This window comes from Flavobacterium sp. 2 (assembly GCF_049949195.1).
Classification (GTDB): Bacteria; Bacteroidota; Bacteroidia; order Flavobacteriales; family Flavobacteriaceae; genus Flavobacterium.
Genome location: NZ_CP188206.1, coordinates 3,374,048 through 3,396,290, shown reverse-complemented (window position 1 = coordinate 3,396,290; position 22,243 = coordinate 3,374,048). Strand labels below are relative to the sequence as shown.

Genomic DNA, 22,243 nt, shown 5'->3' with positions numbered 1-22,243 from the left:
CGCTGAATTTCACAAATTGATTTTGTTACAATTTGTGAAATTTATGGTTAACAAACTGCGCAAAGAAATGCGATAAATTCGTGAATTCGTGGCTATAAAAAAATCCCAAACTCCAATCATAACAATTGAAATTTGGGATTTAAAGTATTAAAATTTAAAACTATTTAAGGTTTAAGAATCAAAACAGAAGGCGTATTATTCAACCAAGTACTTTGAGATTCAATCAGTTTTTTCCAGCTATCTAAACTTATGATCATTAAGTTTTGCGTTTCTAAAAACTCTTTCTTAATTGTTCTGTCATGCATAATCATAATATGATTTGGAGCAATCTGTTCAATCGAACGAATTGTTTCCTGAATATCGCGAGTATTTTTAACTTCACCGCTCGCATCCAAAACTGTAATTTGAGAACCGTTATTATTGATCAGTTTTTTAGCGTATTCAATTAAATAAGCATCTTCTTTGCTAAAAACCGGCATAAAAACCTGATCAACTTCTTCTAAATCTTTATCAATAAAAATCCCGACCGGCATTTTACTTTTGGCAATAATATGACGTGTTCTTTCATCAAAAGGAGAATTTTCAAACAAACCTTCTTTTCCTGTAAATTTATCTATCAATCGGTCTGGATTTACTATTCTGGTTGTAAACCCAAGGATTTTTCCAAGTAAAGTTCCATCAAAAATAGATTGTCCCAATCCAACAAGCAACAAATCATATTCGCCTTGATTAGCCGAATCAATAATATCAGCATCGATATCATTTGTTACTTTAAAAACGCTATTTATCTTTTGATTCAAATTTTTTGATTCCTCAATAATAGGAATCAGCATTTTTCGCTCGTGATCTTTGACGTCGAATGAATGGATTTCTGTACTTAAAGACAAATGCATTGCAGTTACAACAGAATTGTCCCCTTGTTTTTTAACTAAACTGTTTGCAATTTTCAGCAATTTTTTCCCTCTTTCAGGAGTGGCAAAAGAAAGCAGAATCTTGTATTTGCTTTTGGTTCCAATTTCTTCTGGAACTGCTGTAACTTTATCTTTAAAAACAAAATTGATGAAATCTAAAGCTGGTCCGGTCATAAAAGTTGTGATCAAAGCCATGATTACCATCATTGTAAAAATCTCTGTAGATAATACTCCTAAATCATAACCAATATTCAAAACAACTAATTCCATCAATCCACGTGTGTTCATTAAAGCACCGATTGCCAAACTGTCTTTCCAGTTTTGTCCGACAAATTTTGCTGCCAAAGCACTTCCAAAGAACTTCCCTACAACAGCAACAACAATAATTAATCCAGTGATTTTCCATAAAGCAGGATCATTCAACAATCCGATTTGTGTACGAAGACCCGTAAATACAAAGAATAAAGGCAAAAGAACAATTATCGAAACATCTTCCACTTTTTCGATAAAAATATTTCTGAATTTACTGTTTTCCGGCATAATCGCTCCAGCTAAGAAAGCTCCGAATAATGCGTGGATTCCAATTAATTCAGCTGCATATGCCGAAAATAAAAGTGTCAGAAAGAAAATCGCAACGACAGGTTTGTTCAGACTTTCACGAGTTGAATTTAAATCCCCAACACGTTTCAAGAAAGGACGAACAATTTTCAACATGATAATCACATACAAAATCGCCAAACCAATTACATAAAGTGAACTAGCTAATGAACCTGCTTTTACAATCGCAATTACAACTGCCAAAATACACCAAGCCGTAATATCATCGGCTGCCGCACAAGTAATGGCGATAGTTCCTAATTTCGTTTTTTGAAGACCTCGCTCCTGCACTATTCTTGCCAGAACCGGAAATGCGGTAATACTCATAGCAATTCCCATAAACAATCCGAACGAAGAAAATGCAACACCTTGAGGAGCAAAAGTTCCGTAAATAAAATAAGCAAGTGTTAACCCTAAAGCAAACGGAATAACAATACTCGCGTGACTAATTACAACGGCATCATGCGCTTTATTTTTTAAAACTTTCAAATCCAATTCCATCCCGATAACGAACATGAAAAGAATCAGACCGATCTGACTTAAAAACTGAAGATTTCCTAAAGACTCCTTTGGAAATAAAGCGGCTGAAAACTCCGGAAAATACATTCCAACTAAAGATGGCCCGAGAACAATTCCCGCAATCATTTCTCCGATTACAGATGGCTGTCCGATTTTTCTAAAAAACCATCCGAACAAACGCGCAACCAAAATAATAGTTACAATCTGCGCTAATAATATGGCAAGAGGATGTTGCAGGTTTTCAACCATTGAATTCAAAAAATCATTCCAATGATTACTTTCTATTTTTTTTTCTAATACATTTCGGCCCGCTTCAAGAGATGAACCTTGTGAAATTATCCAATATATCAAAGTCGTAAAACCGCCAATTACTGTAATGTAAAATAAGGAGTTTTTAAAGTTATTCATAATTCGTTTTTTTAAATTATGGAACAAATATCAGAAGTCCGATTTACGTGAAAAAGCAATTTTACCGCTAATTTTAAATCTATGTAATAAGTCCGTAAAACTTTGTAATAAGTTATATTTTCACCTTTTTCAAAAAGTCTGCACGGTACGTTTCACTGAGAATTAGCGTTATATTTTTATTGTTTTCTTCCAAATGATGCAGCACAATTTCGTTATGATTAAAAAATTTAATCGCTTTTACAGCAATGATTTCTTTTTTATTCACACGACAAAAATCAGCGTCAGGCAATTCGTTTAAAAGTGTATCAAATTTAACATTTTTCAGATTCAGAAAACTGCCATCTGTCAATAAAACCGTTTTATCCCGACTATCTCCCAAAGCCGTTTTTATATATTGAATTTGATTAAAATAAAGCAACGTTTTGCCTTTGTCGGTGTTTAATTGAATAAATTTCTTTTTAGTATCTGGTTTATCAAAACGTTCAACGGCTTTGGCAATCGCTTTTTGCAGACGTTCTAATTTTACCGGTTTTGTGATATAATCAACAGCATCAATGTTAAAAGCATCAGCAGCGTATTCCTTATAAGCGGTACAAAAAATCACCAATTTATTTTGAAGCATTTCAGCCAAATGAAGTCCGTCGATTCCTGGCATTTCGATATCCGAAATCAGCAAATCAAAATCAAGATTAGCCAAATCAGACAGAAGTTTTTCAGGATTATTATATGTTTTTACGATTTCCAGTTCCGGAATTTGTTCGCAAAGCATTTTCAGGTATGTTAATCCCGGAAGCTCATCGTCCAGAAGCAAGCATTTCAGTTTTGTATCCAAGTAAATCTATTTTTAGATGAGCAATATAAACATCGTTTTCTACAAACTTATCGAGCTTGAAATTATTCTTGTAAATAATTCGCAAACGATGCTCTAAAGTGGCGTGTCCAAAACCGCTTCGTTCTTTTTTCAATACTTTTTTATCTGAAATTTTATTCGAAACCGTCATAAAAAAAGCATTATCCTTAAACTCAAAAACAACCGATATAAAAGCATCGGCACTTTGAAGATCGGCATGTTTAAAAGCATTTTCAATTAAATCAATCGAAATTAACGGTGCCAATAAAGGTTGATCATAAAGTTTGTCATCTTTATTGATATTGGTTTTGATTTTCAATTCAAAAAGCGGACTGATCTTGATTTTATTGATTTCGATCAAATTCAGTGCAAAATCAATTTCTTCTTTGGCAGTGACAAATTTTTTTTTGCTTTCGTATAAAATATAATCCAGAACATTGGCCAATTTATCTAAAGCGAAATAAGTCTGATAAGCGTGCGACTGAATTGAATTCAAAATATTCTTGAACAAATGCGGATTCAGTTTTGATTCTAAAGTTTCTAGCTGCAAATCATTCACTTTTACTTCGAGTGCATAAAAACTTTTTTCGGCGTCATCTTTTGCTTTTTTGGCCTGCATTAATTGGTAAATCATAAAGCAGATTATGACGACAAGCAATAAAAGAATCGCTAAAAAAATAAAAGTTGTGGTATTGTTTTGCTGCATTGATTATGAATAATTAAAAGTTTTTTTGCCACTTCGATAGCTATTGAATTCACAGATTAAAAGTAATAGTTTTTGATATTAAAAGCTTCTTATAATCTGTGAAATCAATGACTTATTTTTTAATGACTAGAAACAAACTTCAACCCAATAATTGAAGCGATCAAAGTTGTAAGGAAAAATATTCTCCAGAAAGCTGCCGGTTCTTTAAAAATAAAAATCCCGACTAAAACAGTTCCAACCGCGCCAATTCCTGTCCAAACCGCATAAGCCGTTCCAATTGGCAAAACCTGAGTTGCTTTATATAATAAAATCATACTGATTGAAAGACATACAAAAAAACCAATCATCCAATAAGTTGATACAATTCCGGTTGTTTCTTTTGCTTTTCCAAGACAAGATGCAAATCCTACTTCAAAAAGTCCTGCAATAATCAATAAAATCCAATTCATTTTCTTTTCAATTTTAAATTAACTGCAAATATGAGAAAAGCTAACGACTAAATAGCTAAAAATAGGAAAATTATCACAATTTAAATAATTGCAAAATTATGTTAACATTGCGTAAAATACAATCGATTGTTTATGATTTTGAGGCATTTTCACTACATTTGCAACCATTTTTAAAGATTTTATGAAAAACGCTATTCAAGTTGGATTTTGGGAAAAACTAGCCCGAATCATACTTAAAAACAGAATAACAATTCTGATTATCCTTTCTGCATTGACTATTTTCCTTGGTTATCAATGGAAAAACCTTTCTATGACTTATACTGAAGCAAACTTGCTTCCGAAAGATCATATTGCAAATAAAGAATATCAAAAATTCTTAGACAAGTTTGGTGAAGAGGGAAATCTTGTTGTTATTGGTTTTAAAGATCCTAAATTTTTCACGCCAAAAAATTATGCCGCGTGGAATGAATTAATGACAGGTTTAAAAAAATCAAAAGAAGTTGATTTAGTTGTTTCTTTGAACGATTTGAAAAAACTGGAAAAAGACACCATTAACGAAAAATTCGTTTTAACGCCTTTTATTGATCAAAGCAAAGCCTTAGATCCTGCATATTTAAAAAGTGTTCAACACGATTTATTCAACAATTTGCCTTTTTACGAAGGATTATTATTCAACAAAGAAAGCGGAAGTGTTCGTTCGGCGATTTATATCAATAAAGCGTTAGTGAATACTCCTGAAAGAAAGACTTTTATACTTGAAAATTTAGTTCCGAAAATCGCTAAATTCGAAAAAACCACAGGAATTGATTTGAAAGTTTCTGGAATGCCATACATCAGAACAATCAATGCTGATGATATGAAAGGCGAAATCGGACTTTTCATTGGCGCTGCTTTATTGACGGTTTCTTTGATTTTCTTTTTCTTTTTCCGTTCGTTTAGAGCGACATTTATTTCAATTTGTATTTTAATTGTCGGCGTAATCTGGTCATTTGGAACACTGGGATTATTTGGATATAAAATCACAATTTTAACCGCTATTATTCCGCCGTTGATTATCGTAATCGGAATTACGAATTGTATTTTCCTGATTAATAAATATCAGCAGGAAATCAAATTGCATAACAATCAGGCGAAAGCGTTGCAACGTGTTATTTCTAAAATTGGAGTAGCTACTTTAATGACGAATTTAACGACAGCAATTGGTTTCGCAACGTTTATGATTACTGGAAACGACTTGCTTTTTGAGTTTGGTATGGTAACATCGATAAACGTAATTTCGGTTTATTTGTTGACACTTTTTATTGTGCCAATTATTTACAGTTTTATGCCACTTCCAAAAGAAAAGCATTTGTACCATTTGACTAAAACGTACATTTCGACTTTACTAAATGTTGTTGAAAATCTGGTAAAAACAAAACGTAAATATGTTTATATAGTTTACGGACTACTTTTGGTTTTCAGTGTAATTGGAGTTGCTCAAATGAAAGTTTCAGGAAGTTTGATTGGTGAAATGCCAAAAAGCGCTTCTTTCTTTAAAGATATTTTATTTTACGAAAAAGAATTCAACGGCGTTATGCCATTGGAAATCATGATTGACACCAAAAAGAAAAAAGGTGTTATGAAAGCCTCGACGATTCGTAAAATGGACGAATTACAAAATACAATTGCTGAAATTCCAGAATTGGCAAAACCAGTTTCTGTTGTGAATTTGGTAAAATATTCGAAACAGGCTTTCTACAATGGAAATCCAGAATATTACCAATTACCAACTTCGCAGGAGCAGGCTTTTATTTTGAGTTATGCCAAAAATGCGACGAAAAACAGCAAAGAAAATCTAATGAAAGCGTATGTTGATTCAACTGGACAATATGCCCGAATCACCACTTTCATGAAAGATATTGGAACGGATGAAATGGCAAAAGTGGAGAAAAAATTACATTCAAAAATTGATGAAATTTTTCCGAAAGACCGTTTTGAAGTTACCGTTACCGGAAAAGCATTGGTTTTTCAAAAAGGAACTTCGTACTTAGTTGACAACTTAATCGAATCGTTGATTTTCGCAATTTTGACAATTGCAATTCTGATTTTATACTTATTCCGTTCGTTTAAAATGGTAATGGCTTCGGTGATTACGAATATTTTACCGCTTTGTATTACGTCTGGATTAATGGGTTATTTCGGAATTCCGTTAAAACCGTCTACGATTTTGGTATTCAGTATCGCCTTCGGAATTTCGGTTGATAATGCGATTCAGTTTATGGCGAAATACAGACACGATTTGCTTCAAAGCGGCGGAAAAGTTAAGAAATCAGTTTTCAGCGCATTAAGAGAAACTGGAATTAGTACTTTTTATACTTCTGTAGTTTTGATTTTAGGTTTTGCGACTTTTACATTGTCAAGCTTCAGCGGAACAATTGCACTTGGAGGATTAATTTCTTGTACTTTGGCTTTTGCGATGTTTGCGAATTTGGTTGTACTGCCTTCGTTGGTTTTGACTTTTGAGAAAAAGAAAACTAAGAAAGAGGAATTATTGGAGAATTTGGAGGAATAGTTTTTTTTCTACCACAAATTAAAATAAAAAACTTCAACGTTTTGAACTTTGACAAAGGTTGACACATAGTTTGTCATTCCGAGGAACGAGGAATCTCCGCAAGAAACTCCGCTCCAAGGATCGCCAATCTTTATAGAGCTACGTGCGGAGATTCCTCGTTCCTCGGAATGACAAAAAAGAAAAACAATTTGGTTATCTTGAAAACGAGTGCCCTAGCCCTGATCGAAGCGGCATCCTTTCTATTTTTTCTTTAAAAATAGAAAGATATAGCGGAGAGCAGGAAACAGCTTCAAAAATTAATTATTATCGATTATATTTGCAGTTGTTGAAAAACAAATAATTTAATATCAATATTATATAAAATGAAACACACAAAGGTTAAAGACTTATTAAACAGTACGACGACGCTACAGGAAGTGAATGCAAAAGGATGGGTGAGAACTTTTAGAAATAATCAGTTCATCGCGCTTAATGACGGTTCTACAATTAATAATATACAATGTGTTGTTGATTTTGAAAATACTCCGGAAGAAACTTTAAAAAGAATCACTACTGGAGCTGCGGTTTCTGTAATTGGAACTTTGGTTGAAAGTAAAGGTGCAGGTCAGAAATATGAAATTCAGGTGAACAAACTTGAAATCCTTGGAGATTCTGATGCGGAGAAATTCCCAATGCAGCCTAAAAAACACTCTTTGGAATTTTTACGTGAAAATGCTCACTTGCGTGTACGTACAAATGCTTTTGGTGCGATTATGCGTGTGCGTTCGGTATTGTCATTTGCGGTTCATAAATATTTTCAGGAAAAAGGTTTTGTTTACGTAAACACACCAATTATCACTGGAGCAGATGCTGAAGGTGCTGGAGAAATGTTCCAAGTTACTTCTTTGCCTTTGGATAATCTTCCAAAAAATGAAGAAGGAAACATTGATTTCAAAAAAGATTTCTTTGGAAAACATACGAACTTAACGGTTTCTGGACAATTAGAAGGTGAAACTTTCGCGATGGCTTTGGGTCAGATTTACACTTTTGGACCAACTTTTAGAGCGGAAAACTCAAACACTTCTCGCCACTTGGCAGAATTCTGGATGATTGAGCCAGAAGTTGCTTTCAATGATTTGGATGACAACATGGATTTGGCTGAAGATTTTATTCAGTATGTAATTAAATATGCTTTAGATAATTGTCAGGATGATTTGAAATTCTTAGAAGGAAGACTTTTAGAAGAAGAAAAATCAAAACCACAAGCTGAAAGAAGCGAAATGAGTTTGTTAGAGAAATTGAACTTCGTTTTAGAAAATAATTTCAAACGTGTTTCTTATACAGAAGCAATTGATATTTTAAGAGATTCAACGCCAAATAAAAAGAAGAAATTCCAATATATCATCAACGAATGGGGAGCTGATTTACAATCAGAACACGAGCGTTACTTAGTTGAAAAACACTTTAAATGTCCGGTAATTTTATTCGATTACCCAGCAAATATTAAAGCGTTTTATATGCGTTTGAATGACAACACAGAGCCAGGAAGAGAAACGGTTCGCGCAATGGATATTCTTTTCCCTGGAATTGGAGAAATCGTTGGTGGTTCTGAAAGAGAAGAGCGTTACGACGTTTTGGTTGAGAAAATGAAAGCATTAGAAATCGACGAAGAAGAATTATACTGGTATTTAGACACCAGAAGATTTGGTTCTGCAACGCACGCAGGTTTCGGTTTAGGATTTGAGCGTTTGGTATTGTTTGTAACAGGAATGACAAACATTAGAGACGTAATTCCTTTCCCAAGAACTCCAGGTAGCGCGGAATTTTAATAAAAAGTTATAAATTATGAGTTATGAGTTAAGAGTTAATCTTGACTCATAATCATTTAAGAGAAATATATAAATGTTATAAGTTACTAGTTCATGGGTATAAAACTCATAACTCATAACTTATAATTCTTAACTCAAAATATGCTTAAGCAATTTTTAAATTTAAAATTATCCCAAAAATTATCTCCACAGCAAATTCAGCTGATGAAGTTAATTCAATTGCCTACGCAAGCTTTTGAACAACGTTTATTAGAAGAAATGAACGAAAATCCGGCTTTGGAAGCTGGAAAAGAAGAAGAATACGAAGCGGACGAATACGCTAATGAAGACTACGACGATTATGATGATGCAGAATCAGACAGAATCGAAGCAGATGACATTAATATTGACGAATACTTAAGCGACGACGATACGCCTGATTACAAAACTCAGGTAAACAACTATAGTGATGATGAAGAGCGCGAAACTCCATTTGCTGCTCCGATAAGTTTTCATCAGGATTTGATCAATCAGCTGAATACTTTTATTTTAAACGATGAAGAACGCGAAATTGCCGAATTCTTAGTTGGAAGTATTGATGATATGGGTTATATCCGAAGAAGCATTTCGGATATTGTTGACGATATGGCTTTTACTCAGGGAATTTATACTGATGAAGCAATGGTCGAAAAAATGATGACCGTGATTCACGAACTCGAACCTTCGGGAGTTGGCGCGCGTGATTTACAGGAATGTTTATTATTGCAATTAAAGCACAAAACGCCAACAGAATATGTAGATTTAGCGATTGACATTATCGAAAATCAGTTTGATGCTTTTACGAAGAAACATTACGATAAATTATTGCAGAAATACAGCGTTTCTAACGAACAGCTTAAAAAAGCAATTCACGAAATTGAAAGACTGAACCCAAAACCAGGCGGTTCTTTTACAGGTAATAATAAAGTTACAGAAAATATAGTTCCGGATTTTGCTATCAGAATTATTGACGGCGAATTAGAACTGACTTTAAACGGAAGAAATGCTCCTTCCCTGCACGTTTCGAAAGATTATCAGGAAATGATGCAGACGTATAAAGATTCTCGTGATAAATCATCGGCACAAAAAGATGCGGTTCAGTTTATTAAACAAAAACTGGATTCGGCTAAATGGTTTATCGACGCGATTAGACAACGTCAGGAAACACTTTTTGTAACGATGAATGCCATTATGCATTATCAGGAAGAATATTTCTTAGACGGTGACGAAACCAAACTAAAACCAATGATCTTAAAAGACATTGCCGATATGGTTGGTTTGGATATTTCGACAATTTCGCGTGTTGCCAACAGTAAATATGTTGAAACACCATACGGAACAAAACTGATTAAAGAATTTTTCTCTGAAGCGATGAAAAATGATCAGGGAGAAGACGTTTCAACTTTGGAAATCAAAAAAATTCTTAAAAATACGATCGAAGAAGAAGACAAAAAGAAGCCTTTACCAGATGATCAATTGGCCGAAATCTTAAAAGAAAAAGGATATCCAATTGCCAGAAGAACCATTGCAAAATACCGCGAACAACTTGATATTCCGGTTGCGAGAATGAGAAAGAAGATATAAAACTTAACTTCTACAAGATAAAAAACCCGACAGGCCAAAACTTGTCGGGTTTTTTATTTCTTTCTTATTCTCATCATTAAACTGGACTGAAGTCCAGCCCTACAATATCAATCGAGCCAAAGACTCTTTCTTCGTTCCGAAGGAACATATTATTTTGTAGAGCTGGACTTCAGTCCAGTTTAAACAAAGGATGTAAAACAACAAACCCGACAAATTTAAAATTTGTCGGGTTTTATTTTTATGTTTTTTAAGCTTATTTATATTGATCCGGCAATATTTTCACCGTAAACAAAAACACTTTCTTTTTATCACTGTAACTATAAATCAAAGTATAATCATTATCTCTAAAAACCTGAAGTCCGGGATTTGCTTTGGCTGTGCTTAAGAAACTTTTTTCAATTTCTGTTTTTATCACATCAGTCTCAGCAGTTGTTTTCTCAACATTTATCAAGGTCAAATTGTATTGAACAACTTGCTTTTCGTGCAAGCTCACACTATCCAACCGAATTCCTTCCTGAATATTTAATGGGCAATTTTTATTGTATTTCGCAACTAATTCAACAATTTCTGAATCCACCTCATCTTTACTTTCAGAAAGATAAAACTGAAAAAAAACAGCCAAAACAACCGCAATTCCAATAACAGCTAATAATAAAATATTTTGTTTTTTACGGTTTTGTTTATCCTGCATAATTTAAATTTTAAATAAAATTTGAAACCTATTTTTCCTGAATTTTCTTCATGGCATTAAAATACGCAGCACGGCTAAGCGGTTCATATTCTTCCGTTTCTCCGAGCATTACTAATTTATCATTATCTGTTTTTCTGAAACTATAATTAGCAAGATTTCCAGTTCTGGTACAAACAGCGTGAACTTTCGTAACATATTCGGCTGTTGCCATAAGCGCCGGCATTGGTCCGAAAGGATTTCCTTTAAAATCCATATCAAGACCGGCAACAATTACACGAATTCCCTGATTGGCTAAATCATTGCAAACTGTAACAATTTCATCATCAAAAAACTGCGCTTCGTCAATTCCGATAACGTCGCAGCCTTGTGCTAAAATCAAAATATTAGCTGCCGCCGGAACCGGTGTAGAACGAATTTCATTAGCATCGTGAGACACTACCATTTCGTCATGATAACGGGTATCGATAGCGGGTTTGAAAATTTCGACTCTTTGTTTGGCAAATTGCGCGCGTTTTAATCTGCGGATTAATTCCTCGGTTTTACCCGAAAACATTGATCCACAAATAACTTCAATCCAACCAAATTGTTCTTTGTGATTTACTGTATTTTCGAGAAACATTTTGTATTTTTCTGCCTTTAAAAATGAATAGTTTTTATTACTTTGTACTGGTAATAAATCGACGTAAAAATGTGCTGTTTTACATTTTTTCAAAAGTAGAAAATTTTTATCAAATCGGAGATTTGGAATTGCTTATTAACAGAAATAAAAAATTATCTTTTGAATTTCTTCAAGATTAAAGACATTCAGACATCAAATACACTAAAATACCTTATTCACTATAATTTCAACAGTTATGAAAAAAAAATTGGAAGCCGATTTAATCAGCATTGCACATCGAATTTTAAAACTTAAAAACAAATCCGATATCAATCAATTGTACCTTGAAACGCAGAAATTATATGAGAAATTAGCTATTTTAAAATTTGTCAATGAAAATTTCGACGAAGTAAAACCTACAATCAGCCACAGCGAAATCAGTTCTGAAATCGAAACTATTTTCGAAAAAGAAGAAAAAGCACCAGCAGAAGCTATAATTGAAACTCCAATTGCAATTGAAGAAACTCCTGAACCAGCAATTGTTGAAGAAATAATTGCCGAAATTCCAGAAGAAACAACTCCAGAGCCAATTGAAGAAGATACTCAGGAAGCTATTGAAGAACCTATTGTTGAAAAAGTAGAAGAAGCTGAAGCAGTCAAAGAAACTGAAACTGTAGAAAATGCTAAAGATCCAATTATTGAGAAAATCCAAGCAGCTGTTTCTGAAGCTAAAAAAACAATCGAAGCAAATGATCTTTCATTTAAAACAGTCAATGATTTAAACCCAATTCCGGATTTTAAACCCGCTTTTGAATTAGAGAAACCATCAGAAATAGAAGAACCAAAAGTAGAAAGTTCATCAAAAACAACTTCAGCCCCGATTGCGTTCGAAGATTTCGGAATCAATTATGCTGATGCCCAGTTTGTAAAAGTAGACAGTTTTGAAGCCGTCTCACCAACACCGACTCCTACATTTGATTTTGCAGAAAAGAAAGTTGTTGAAACTGCCGTTTTAGAAACTAAAGCAGAACCAAAAGCAACAACTTTAAATGAAAAACTAGCAAAAGGTTTTCATATTGATTTAAATGACCGAATTGCGTTCACTAAAAATCTTTTTGGAAACAGTACCGAAGATTACAGCCGCGTTTTAAATCAATTGCTGACTTTTGACACTTATAGCGAAGCACAGGAATTTATTGAAAACATGGTAAAACCAGATTATAATAACTGGGAAGGAAAAGACGATTACGCAGAACGTTTTCTAGGAATTATCGAGAAGAAATTCTCATAACACTTTTCACATCTCACATTTTACATTTCACGAATAAAAAAATATGTCAAAATTATATATCGTTCCAACGCCAATTGGCAATCTTGAAGACATGACTTTCAGAGCCATTCGGGTTTTGAAAGAAGTCGATTTGATTTTGGCCGAAGATACACGAACAAGTGGCAAATTGTTGAAGCATTTTGAAATTGGTACGCACATGCACAGCCATCACATGCACAACGAACACAAAACCACTGAAAATTTAATTTCACGTTTGAAAGCTGGCGAAACTATCGCTTTGATTTCTGACGCTGGAACTCCGGCGATTTCAGATCCGGGATTTCTTTTAACTCGCGCTTGTGTCGAAAATAAAATTGAAGTCGAATGTCTTCCTGGCGCAACGGCTTTTGTTCCCGCATTAGTAAACAGCGGGCTTCCAAATGACAAATTCGTTTTTGAAGGTTTTCTTCCTGATAAAAAAGGACGTCAGACTCGTTTTTTGGCTTTAGCCGAAGAAACCAGAACGATGATTTTATACGTTTCTCCGCATAAACTCGTTAAGACTTTAGCTGAATTTGTACAATATTTTGGCGAAGACCGACAAGTTTGTGTTTCAAGAGAATTATCAAAATTACACGAAGAGAATGTACGCGGAACTGCTAAAGAAGTTTTAGCGCATTTTGAAAAAACAGCACCACGCGGCGAAATCGTCGTTGTTGTCGCTGGAAAAACAATAACAAAAGAACCTAAGAAAAGCAAGTTTTCTAAGGACGATGAAGAATAAATAATTATTTCAGCCACAGATTAAAATGATTCTCACAGATTAAAAATTAAGGTAGCCACGAATCACACAAATTTCCACTAATTTGATTCGTGTCAATTTGTGAAATTCGTAGCAAAAAAATCATTCTAATCCTTTTAATCTGTGGCTAAAAACTAATACACAATAACATGAGCATTCAAGCCTTTTTAGAAAAAGTAAAACAAACTCCAACACAAATCGCATTTCCTGAAACTATTGCAGTAATCGAAGAAAATTACATTTTTACTCCAACTGCTTTTCAAAATGGAACACAACATAACGCTGCCGGAGAAAATTCGGGTTCTTGTAAATTATTTTCTTTCGCGAAATTGCAAAACTTAAGCAAAGAAGAAACTTTAGCATGTTTTGGCGCTTTTTATTTTGAAGAAGTTTTAGGAGATCCAAATGGAACAAATCATCAAAATATTAGAAATTTCATCAACTTAGGCTGGGACGGAATTCAATTTGAAGGAAATGCTTTAGAAGCGAAATAATACAAAATATTCTGCCACAGATTTCACTGATTAACACAGATTAAAAAATCTTTTAAATCATATATCCCGATAGCTATCGGGAGTGGCAAAAAAAATTACCTATCCAGATTAAACGATTTTCGATTTCTTCAATCTAAAATCTAAGATCTAAAATCTACAATTAAAAAATGCGTTGGACATTAAAACCAAAACCTTCTGAAGATAAAATCAAACATTTGGCACAAGCTTTAAATGTAGAAGATTTTGTAGCAACACTTTTGATTCAGCGTGGTATTGAAACTTTTGAAGATGCTAAAAATTTCTTTCGTCCTTCATTAGAACATCTTCATGATCCGTATTTAATGAAAGATATGGACAAAGCGGTTTCCCGAATCGAATCGGCAATTGAAAACCAGGAAAACATTCTGGTTTTTGGCGATTATGATGTCGATGGAACAACCGCAGTTTCTTTGGTTTCTTCGTATTTAAAATCACATTATCCAAATATTGCAACTTACATTCCTGATCGTTATGATGAAGGTTACGGAATCTCATATAAAGGAATTGATTACGCAGATGATAACGGAATTTCCTTAATTATTGCCCTCGATTGCGGAATCAAATCAATCGATCATATCGCCTACGCGAACGCAAAAAACATCGATTTTATTATTTGTGATCACCACAGGCCAGGAGAAACTCTTCCAGATGCAGTGGCCGTTTTAGATCCAAAAAGAGAAGACTGCTCCTACCCTTATGATGAATTATGCGGTTGTGGAGTTGGTTTTAAATTGATTCAGGCTTTAGGTCAAAATCGAAATGAAACAGTAGAAGATCTTGTTCCTTATCTGGATTTGGTTGCGACGGCAATTGCTGCCGATATTGTTCCGATAACGGGAGAAAATCGTGTTTTAGCTTATTTCGGTTTAAAAGTCATTAACAGCGAACCAAGACCAGGAATTAAAGCTCTGGTTCATCAGGTAAAAAAGAAAGTTTTAGACATTACTGATGTTGTTTTTATTATTTCGCCACGAATAAATGCGGCCGGAAGAATCAAGCACGGAAATCATGCTGTTGAGCTTTTAACCGAATTTGATTTGGAACAAGCGCAACAATTTGCTTCGGAAATTGAACAATATAATGCCGACCGAAAAGATTTAGACAAAAAAATCACCAAAGAAGCTTTCCAGCAGATTGTAGAAAACAACGAAGAAGAGCGATTTTCAACTGTTGTTTTTCAGGAAGACTGGCATAAAGGCGTAATTGGAATTGTAGCTTCAAGATTAATCGAAACCTATTATCGTCCAACTTTAGTTTTTACTAAAAGTGGCGACAAATATGCTGCTTCTGCCCGATCTGTAAAAGGATTTGATGTTTATAATGCATTGGATGCCTGCGCAGAACATTTGGAGCAATTTGGAGGACATATGTATGCGGCCGGAATGACGTTAAAAGCAGAAAATTATCAGACTTTTAAAAATGCTTTTGAAAAACAAGTTTCAGAAACAATTTTACCAGAAATGCTGACTCCAGAAATTGAGATTGATGCAGAAATTGATTTCTCTGATATAACGCCAAAATTAATTCGGATTTTAAAACAATTTGAACCTTTTGGCCCACAAAATATGACGCCGGTTTTTATGACTTCTGATGTAAAAGATACCGGTTATGCTAAAACTTTAGGTTCAGAAGACGAACATTTAAGGCTTTTCGCAAAACAAATCAACTCCGACGGAATTGCCGCAATTGGCTTTGGACTTGGAAAAAAAATAGATATTACAAAAAATCAAAATCCGTTTCAACTAGCCTATACAATTGCTGAAAATGAATGGAACGGCACAATTTCAACACAGCTTATGCTGAAAGACATTAGAACAAATGGAAGATAAATCAAACAAGCCAGATCCATATCAGGCGCTTCGTTATAGAGAATTCAATGTGTATTTATTACTGCGCTTCTGCATGGTTTTTGCCTGGGCAATGCAGTTTATTGTGATCGAATGGGAAGTCTACAGTTTAACTAAAAATCCGCTTTCACTAGGAATTATTGGTTTGATGGAAGTAATTCCAGCTGTTGGAATGGCATTATTTGCCGGGCATATTGTCGATCAAAGTGAAAAGAAAGGATTATTGGTAAAATGTATTCTGGGATTTTCTGTAATTAGTTTTGGATTATTTTTATTGACATGGCCAAAAATTGTTGGTGGTTTATCTCAAACTGTTATTTTATATTCCATTTATGCTTTAGTATTTCTGGGCGGATTGGTTAGAGCGTTTTTAGGTCCAACTACTTTCTCCCTTCAATCGCTGATTATACCTAAAAAAGTATATCCAAATGCTTCTACATGGAGCAGTTCAGTTTGGCAAATTGGAGCAGTAATGGGCCCCGCGTTGGCTGGGTTTTCAATTAACTGGATTGGAGTTCACTGGTCAATGTGTCTTGTTTTCGGATTCTCAATTCTCGCCTTAATTGCCTTGTCACAAATCAGTAAAAAACCAATCGTAAATCCGAAGATTGGAGAATCAATAAAAGACAGTCTTACGGAAGGTTTAACTTTTGTTTTTAAAAACCAAGTTGTTTTAGGCGCTTTATCGCTTGACATGATTGCAGTACTTTTTGGAGGCGCAGTAGCGTTATTGCCAATTTTTGCTCAGGACATTTTAAAAGTTGGTGCTGAAGGATTTGGAATATTAAGAGCCGCACCTGCTGTTGGATCTTTTATTACCATGCTCGTTTCTGCTTATGTGCCTTTGTATAAAAATGCAGGAAAAAAACTTTTAATCGCCATTTTTGTTTTTGGTTTATCGATTATTTTATTTGGTGTTTCGACTTATTTCTGGCTTTCTGTTTTTGCTTTATTTTTAAGCGGATTAGCTGACGGAATTTCTGTAGTAATTCGCCAAACCATTTTACAGCTTAAAACTCCCGATCATATGCGCGGACGCGTTGGTGCCGTAAATTCAATTTTTGTTGGTTCTTCAAATGAATTAGGTGCTTTTGAAAGTGGTGCAACCGCTAAATTAATGGGAACTGTTACTTCGGTTGTTTTTGGAGGAAGTATTACACTTTTGACTGTTTTAGGCTTCGGTTTTATATCTCCTACTTTTAGAAATTTAGATCTAAAAAGAGATATGGAAGAGCATCATAATCAGGAATAATGAAACAATTACTCCTGATTGTCGCTTTGATTACATCCATTTTCCTAAATGGTCAAAACCTTTATATCAAAACGTACGGAAACGAGAATAATAAACCTCTAATTTTTATTCACGGAGGACCAAGTGGCAACGCAACTTTATTTGAAGGAACAACAGCTCAAAATCTGGCTAATCAAGGTTTTTATGTAATTGCTTATGATCGTCGAGGCGAAGGAAGATCATCTGATCCTAATGCAAAATTCACCTATGAAGAAGCTTTTCAGGATTTAAATTCAATTTACAAAAAATATCATTTGAAGAAAGCGGTTATACTTGGCCATAGCTTTGGCGGGTTAGTCGCAACACTTTATACCAATAAATATCCGCAAAATGTGAGTGCCTTGGTCTTGGCCGGAGCGCTATTTTCTCAACAGGAAGCCTATGATCATATCTTAAATTCTATAAAAAAGATTCATGATTACGATTCCAAAACACTTAATAAAATAGCCTACGTAGAAAAACTTGATAAACATTCTGCAGGATATAGAAAACATTGCTTTGATTTGGCAAGTGATGAAGGTTATTTTAAAATGCCAAAACCAACAAAAGCTTCAAAAAAATTATATGCCAATTATGAAGCCGGTGAATTTTATAAAACCAATATTAGAAATAAAAATGCACCACTTCTTTTTTACCAAAACGAAAAGCAAAACAATATTGATACGCGTCCGATTTTAAAAAAAATTAAAGCTTCTGGAGTTTCTATTTTTGCCATTTATGGAAAACAAGATGGCATTTTTTCATTGGAACAAATCAATTCGCTTAAAGCAATAACGGGAGAAAAACACTTTGCTTTCCTTGATAATTGTTCGCATTATTTATTTGTTGACCAACAAAAAGAATTTCTCTCCTACCTAAAATATTGGTTGAAATAATTTCATTAGACTGCATTAAAAGATATTAATTCATTTAAAAAGTGAATCCATCTAAACAACTAAAAATCAATCATTAATAAGTTTTTTAGCATTTTTTTATGCTTTTCTTAGTCAAGTGTTAATATAAAGAGTATGTACCTTTGCAGCGCAAAAAAAAATTGCCATGAAGGACATCGAACAGATATACCGCAACGATTTTGGAATTTCATTTTACTGGAAAGAAGGCAACGAAATTGTATCAGATAAAATTCAGTTGCTTTTTAAACAAATGGGATTTTATTTTTCAGTTCAGGAGTTAAATGAATTTCACAATTTAATTGATGACTGCGTAACAGACCGTAATGATTATGATACGCGAGGTGTAAAACGTGCCTTCGATAAATTTTTATTGAAAACACCCTATGTTGCAATAGATTTAGAAATATCACCAATTGAATTAAATTCCATTAAAGATTTGGTTGAGGGTTCATTATTTCGACTTAATCTTAATGAATATATTTATGGTTCTGGCATGAACTAAAACATTCCTACCTTTCTAAAGAGACAAATCTTAACTTTTACTGTTGTTATAATGCACCAACTAGAAAAGATTTTTTCAAACTTTTATGAATTTTTTATTTAGAATTAATATAAATAATATTTATATTTGTTGAAATAAAAGGTTTTACGATGAGAGAAATAGAACAAATCTACCACAATAATTTTGGCATAGCTTTTTACTGGAAACAAAACAGTCAAACTATAATCGACAAAGTACAATTGGTTTTTAAAGAAACTGGTTTTTATTTTACAATATCAGAGCTCAATCAGTTTTGTGATTTAATTGAAGATAGCATAATCGAAAATGCTTGTTGTGAAGCTTGCGAAATGAAATATTCCTGCCATAAATTTTTATTAAAAACGCCTTGCAATTCTATTGATTTAGCAGTTTCAATGACCGAATTGAAATCGATAAAAGATTTAGTTGAAGGTTCTCTATTTAAAATCGAACTCGACGAATATGTTTATGGAGTAGGCATGAATTAAGAATTATTCTAAATATTTTAACAGCATTTTTTCATTATTGAAATATATTTTGATTTACTTCAAAAAAAAGTATATTTACGGCAATGGAAAAAACACGCATTCTTTTTGCTTTTATACTTTTTACGGTAGTTTTTACAAGCTGCAAAAATTCTTCTGACGATTACATCGACCCGCGCGGTACTGATTATGCAGGTTCTGAAAGCTGTATTCAGTGTCATCAAACGCAATATGATATGGCTTTGAAGAGCTCTCATTTCAAAGCGACTGCTCCGGCAACTTTAGAAAACGTACTTGGTGATTTTGACAAAGGCAATCATACTTTTATTTATGACAAAGACACAAAACTAGTCATGGAAAAACATGGCGACAGTCTTTTTCAGATTTTATATAAAAACGGAAAAGAAGTTCAGGCGCATAAATTTGAAATTATATTTGGAACAAAACATGCGCAGACTTCAGTTTATTGGCGTGAAAACAATACTTACGAGTTACCTATTTCCTATTATAATTCTATAAATAATTGGGCAACAAGTCCAGGTTTCCCAGCAGATAAACCTTATTTTGACCGAATGGTAGTGAAAGACTGCTATTCTTGCCACGCCTCAAATGCCAGCAGCCGAGATGTGAATCAAAATTCTGCAGAAAAAAACATGATGTCTATGGATGTTGAAGATATCATCAAAAAGGAAACGATTGTTTATGGAATTGATTGCGAACGTTGTCATGGTCCGGCTAAAAAACATGTCGAATTTCATTTGAAAAACCCGAATGTAAAAATTGCAAACAGCATTACAAGTTTTAAAAATTTAAATAAACAACAAAGACTAGATGCCTGCGCACTTTGTCATGCTGGAAATGATGGAATGAAATTAAAATCTCGTTTTGATTTTAAACCCGGAGATAATTTATCTGAGTTTTACAGAGCAACCAGAAGCATTACAGACACTGCACAATTTGATGTTCATGGAAACCAATTTCGCTTAATGGCGCAAAGCAAGTGTTTTATCAATAGTGAAAAAATGGATTGCATTACATGTCATAATCCTCATGAAAATGCTTCAAAAAACATGGCTTCTTATTCCAAAATTTGTATGAGCTGTCACCAAGGTTTGAAACACAATGAAAAGACACAAAAAATAATGCCAGAAAAACTAATGGCTTCTAATTGTGTGGAATGTCATATGCCGAAAAAAGCATCAGGAGCAATTAAATTTCAGCTTTCAAGCAGTAAACAACTTTCTGAATATATTCTGCGAACGCATAAAATCGGTATTTATCCAATGGCTGCAAAATAAGCAACATAGCATTTAACTCGATAACTTTTGACTTTAGGCTTTCGACTTTTGACTAACTTATTTTTCGAATTTTTTAAGTTCAAAATTCTCACCGTCAAAAACTCCGTAAGTAAAATAACCAATCCAATCGCCTAGATTTACATAATTTGAATCTTCGCCAACTGGAATTATCATTGGCAAATGGCGATGCCCAAAAATGAAGTAATTGTAATGCTTTGTTTCGAGTTTACGTTTGGCGTATAAAACCAACCATTCGTTTTCTTCACCTAAAAATTTCACATCTTCATCGCCAGAAATTAATTTATTTTTAACCGAAAGATATTGCGCTAAACTAACGCCAACATCTGGATGAAGCCAACGAAAAAGCCATTTTGAAAACGGATTTGTAAAAACCTTCTTCATTCGTTTATAACCTTTGTCGCCAGGACCTTTTCCGTCGCCGTGGCCAATTAAAAAGGTTTTTCCGTTAAAAATAAATTCTTTGTTATCGTGATAAACCGGAATATTCAATTCGGTTTCAAAATAATCATTCATCCATAAATCATGATTTCCGACGAAAAAATAAATCGGAATTCCGCTGTCGCGAATTTCAGCTAATTTGCCCAAAATACGCACAAAACCTTTCGGCACAACCGTTTTATATTCGAACCAAAAATCAAATAAATCACCAAGCAAAAAAATAGCTTCTGCATCTTCTTTAACCTCGTCAAGCCACGCCACGAATTTTTTTTCGCGTGGCAAACTCAACTCAGGAGTTGGCGCACCAAAATGCTGATCTGAGGCAAAATATATTTTTTTCATTTAGATTATTAGAATTTTAGACTTCTTAGATTTTAGACAACTAAGATAAAAACTTTTGATTTTCGACTTTTGACTTTTGATTTTTTTACAAATTATCACTTGCGTACCATTCTGCAAATGAAGATTCTGTTTCCTGGAGTTTAAGTGAAAAAAGAGAAATTCCTTTTGGAAGGCGAGCCACAATTCTTTCAGCAAAATCAACCACCATATTTTCACTTGTTGGCTGATAATCAACTAAAATAACATGGTGACCACGATTTTTCAATTCGTTTGCCAATTCAATATGCGGCGTAGTTTGATTGAAAACCGTTGCATGATCAAACTGATCGACGATTTCTTCTTTTACAATTTTCTTTAGGTCAGAAAAATCAATTACCATTCCGAATTTCACATTCGATCGATCTGTAATTGGCGAACCAATAACTGTTACCGACAATTTATAACTGTGTCCGTGAACGTTCTTGCATTTTCCGTCATAACCGTACAAAGCATGTCCGGTTTCGAAACTAAATTGTTTTGTAATTCTGATATTACTCATCGATGTTTAATTTTAAGCTTGCAAATTTACAAATTAATAACCGTTTTCGTCTCTTTTTTTAGCACGGTTATACATCCACAAAGCAATTCCGCCTAAAATAAGGAACGGAATAAAAGATCCAATGACAACACCAATCTGATAACCGCTGTCTGGTGCATTTTTAATTTTCTCTGCAACGTCAACTTTTTGAAATAATAAAATAAGTTTCATTTTACAATTATTTTTATTTAGCCACAGATTAAAAGGATTAGTTAGATTATTCTAAAATCCTTTTA

Annotated in this window: 21 protein-coding genes; 12 read left to right on the top strand and 9 right to left on the bottom strand. The window is 33.8% G+C overall.

Annotated elements, in window-relative coordinates; all coding sequences use genetic code 11:
• Positions 1 to 164: 164 nt before the first annotated feature.
• The 4 genes from ACNFIH_RS14535 to ACNFIH_RS14520 form a co-directional block, all read right to left on the bottom strand.
• Complete coding sequence (locus ACNFIH_RS14535; protein WP_426483696.1) at positions 165 to 2,435, bottom strand: cation:proton antiporter; 2,271 nt, start codon at positions 2,433 to 2,435, stop codon at positions 165 to 167.
• A 112-nt stretch (positions 2,436 to 2,547) separates the two neighbouring features.
• On the bottom strand, positions 2,548 to 3,267 hold the full coding sequence (locus ACNFIH_RS14530) for a LytR/AlgR family response regulator transcription factor (RefSeq protein WP_426483695.1): 720 nt from the start codon (positions 3,265 to 3,267) through the stop codon (positions 2,548 to 2,550).
• Positions 3,230 to 3,991: a sensor histidine kinase gene (locus ACNFIH_RS14525; RefSeq protein WP_426483694.1), complete on the bottom strand. Its 762-nt coding sequence runs from the start codon at positions 3,989 to 3,991 to the stop codon at positions 3,230 to 3,232. The genes ACNFIH_RS14530 and ACNFIH_RS14525 overlap by 38 nt, the downstream gene beginning before the upstream one ends.
• A gap of 119 nt (positions 3,992 to 4,110) precedes the next feature.
• Complete coding sequence (locus ACNFIH_RS14520) at positions 4,111 to 4,440, bottom strand: DMT family transporter (protein ID WP_035653268.1); 330 nt, start codon at positions 4,438 to 4,440, stop codon at positions 4,111 to 4,113.
• Between the two features lie 181 nt (positions 4,441 to 4,621).
• On the opposite strand from ACNFIH_RS14520, the gene ACNFIH_RS14515 reads away from it, so the two are divergent.
• The 3 genes from ACNFIH_RS14515 to rpoN all read left to right on the top strand — a co-directional run bounded on the left by ACNFIH_RS14515 (position 4,622) and on the right by rpoN (position 10,401).
• Entirely contained in the window at positions 4,622 to 6,991 is a 2,370-nt protein-coding gene (locus tag ACNFIH_RS14515; protein ID WP_426483693.1) for an efflux RND transporter permease subunit, read from the top strand.
• Positions 6,992 to 7,353: 362 nt separating this feature from the next.
• A complete protein-coding gene (asnS, locus tag ACNFIH_RS14510; RefSeq protein WP_142451618.1) occupies positions 7,354 to 8,799 on the top strand; it encodes an asparagine--tRNA ligase in 1,446 nt (481 codons plus the stop codon).
• A 141-nt stretch (positions 8,800 to 8,940) separates the two neighbouring features.
• On the top strand, positions 8,941 to 10,401 hold the full coding sequence (rpoN, locus tag ACNFIH_RS14505) for an RNA polymerase factor sigma-54 (RefSeq protein ID WP_035653262.1): 1,461 nt from the start codon (positions 8,941 to 8,943) through the stop codon (positions 10,399 to 10,401).
• A gap of 253 nt (positions 10,402 to 10,654) precedes the next feature.
• Here the strand turns inward: rpoN and ACNFIH_RS14500 are convergent, their stop codons facing one another.
• Both ACNFIH_RS14500 and ACNFIH_RS14495 read right to left on the bottom strand, forming a co-directional pair.
• Complete coding sequence (locus tag ACNFIH_RS14500; RefSeq protein WP_426483692.1) at positions 10,655 to 11,092, bottom strand: hypothetical protein; 438 nt, start codon at positions 11,090 to 11,092, stop codon at positions 10,655 to 10,657.
• A 28-nt stretch (positions 11,093 to 11,120) separates the two neighbouring features.
• A complete protein-coding gene (locus tag ACNFIH_RS14495; RefSeq protein WP_035653260.1) occupies positions 11,121 to 11,711 on the bottom strand; it encodes a thymidine kinase in 591 nt (196 codons plus the stop codon).
• Between the two features lie 235 nt (positions 11,712 to 11,946).
• Between ACNFIH_RS14495 and ACNFIH_RS14490 the strand changes: the two genes are divergently transcribed.
• From ACNFIH_RS14490 to ACNFIH_RS14450, 9 genes are all read left to right on the top strand, one after another.
• Entirely contained in the window at positions 11,947 to 12,981 is a 1,035-nt protein-coding gene (locus tag ACNFIH_RS14490) for a hypothetical protein (RefSeq protein WP_426483691.1), read from the top strand.
• 43 nt (positions 12,982 to 13,024) lie between these two features.
• Positions 13,025 to 13,744 (top strand): 16S rRNA (cytidine(1402)-2'-O)-methyltransferase, encoded by a 720-nt coding sequence (rsmI, locus tag ACNFIH_RS14485; protein WP_426483690.1) that lies wholly within the window; start codon positions 13,025 to 13,027, stop codon positions 13,742 to 13,744.
• Positions 13,745 to 13,911: 167 nt separating this feature from the next.
• Positions 13,912 to 14,256 (top strand): HopJ type III effector protein, encoded by a 345-nt coding sequence (locus ACNFIH_RS14480; protein WP_426483689.1) that lies wholly within the window; start codon positions 13,912 to 13,914, stop codon positions 14,254 to 14,256.
• Positions 14,257 to 14,423: 167 nt separating this feature from the next.
• A complete protein-coding gene (gene recJ, locus ACNFIH_RS14475; RefSeq protein ID WP_426483688.1) occupies positions 14,424 to 16,124 on the top strand; it encodes a single-stranded-DNA-specific exonuclease RecJ in 1,701 nt (566 codons plus the stop codon).
• A complete protein-coding gene (locus ACNFIH_RS14470) occupies positions 16,114 to 17,394 on the top strand; it encodes an MFS transporter (RefSeq protein ID WP_426483687.1) in 1,281 nt (426 codons plus the stop codon). Before recJ ends, ACNFIH_RS14470 begins: the two co-directional genes overlap by 11 nt.
• Positions 17,394 to 18,308, top strand: coding sequence for an alpha/beta fold hydrolase (locus tag ACNFIH_RS14465; protein WP_426483686.1), 915 nt, complete (start codon positions 17,394 to 17,396; stop codon positions 18,306 to 18,308). The genes ACNFIH_RS14470 and ACNFIH_RS14465 overlap by 1 nt, the downstream gene beginning before the upstream one ends.
• 163 nt (positions 18,309 to 18,471) lie before the next feature.
• A complete protein-coding gene (locus ACNFIH_RS14460; protein ID WP_426483685.1) occupies positions 18,472 to 18,828 on the top strand; it encodes a hypothetical protein in 357 nt (118 codons plus the stop codon).
• 149 nt (positions 18,829 to 18,977) lie between these two features.
• The gene (locus ACNFIH_RS14455; RefSeq protein WP_035653242.1) at positions 18,978 to 19,334 is read left to right on the top strand and encodes a hypothetical protein; all 357 of its coding nucleotides are present in this window, start codon (positions 18,978 to 18,980) and stop codon (positions 19,332 to 19,334) included.
• An 83-nt stretch (positions 19,335 to 19,417) separates the two neighbouring features.
• The gene (locus tag ACNFIH_RS14450; RefSeq protein ID WP_426483684.1) at positions 19,418 to 20,629 is read left to right on the top strand and encodes a cytochrome c3 family protein; all 1,212 of its coding nucleotides are present in this window, start codon (positions 19,418 to 19,420) and stop codon (positions 20,627 to 20,629) included.
• 57 nt (positions 20,630 to 20,686) lie between these two features.
• Here ACNFIH_RS14450 and ACNFIH_RS14445 read toward each other — a convergent pair whose 3' ends face one another.
• From ACNFIH_RS14445 to ACNFIH_RS14435, 3 genes are all read right to left on the bottom strand, one after another.
• Complete coding sequence (locus ACNFIH_RS14445; protein ID WP_426483683.1) at positions 20,687 to 21,430, bottom strand: UDP-2,3-diacylglucosamine diphosphatase; 744 nt, start codon at positions 21,428 to 21,430, stop codon at positions 20,687 to 20,689.
• An 85-nt stretch (positions 21,431 to 21,515) separates the two neighbouring features.
• Complete coding sequence (locus ACNFIH_RS14440) at positions 21,516 to 21,968, bottom strand: 6-pyruvoyl trahydropterin synthase family protein (RefSeq protein ID WP_035653234.1); 453 nt, start codon at positions 21,966 to 21,968, stop codon at positions 21,516 to 21,518.
• A gap of 33 nt (positions 21,969 to 22,001) precedes the next feature.
• The gene (locus ACNFIH_RS14435) at positions 22,002 to 22,178 is read right to left on the bottom strand and encodes a hypothetical protein (protein ID WP_193745239.1); all 177 of its coding nucleotides are present in this window, start codon (positions 22,176 to 22,178) and stop codon (positions 22,002 to 22,004) included.
• Positions 22,179 to 22,243: the final 65 nt, after the last annotated feature.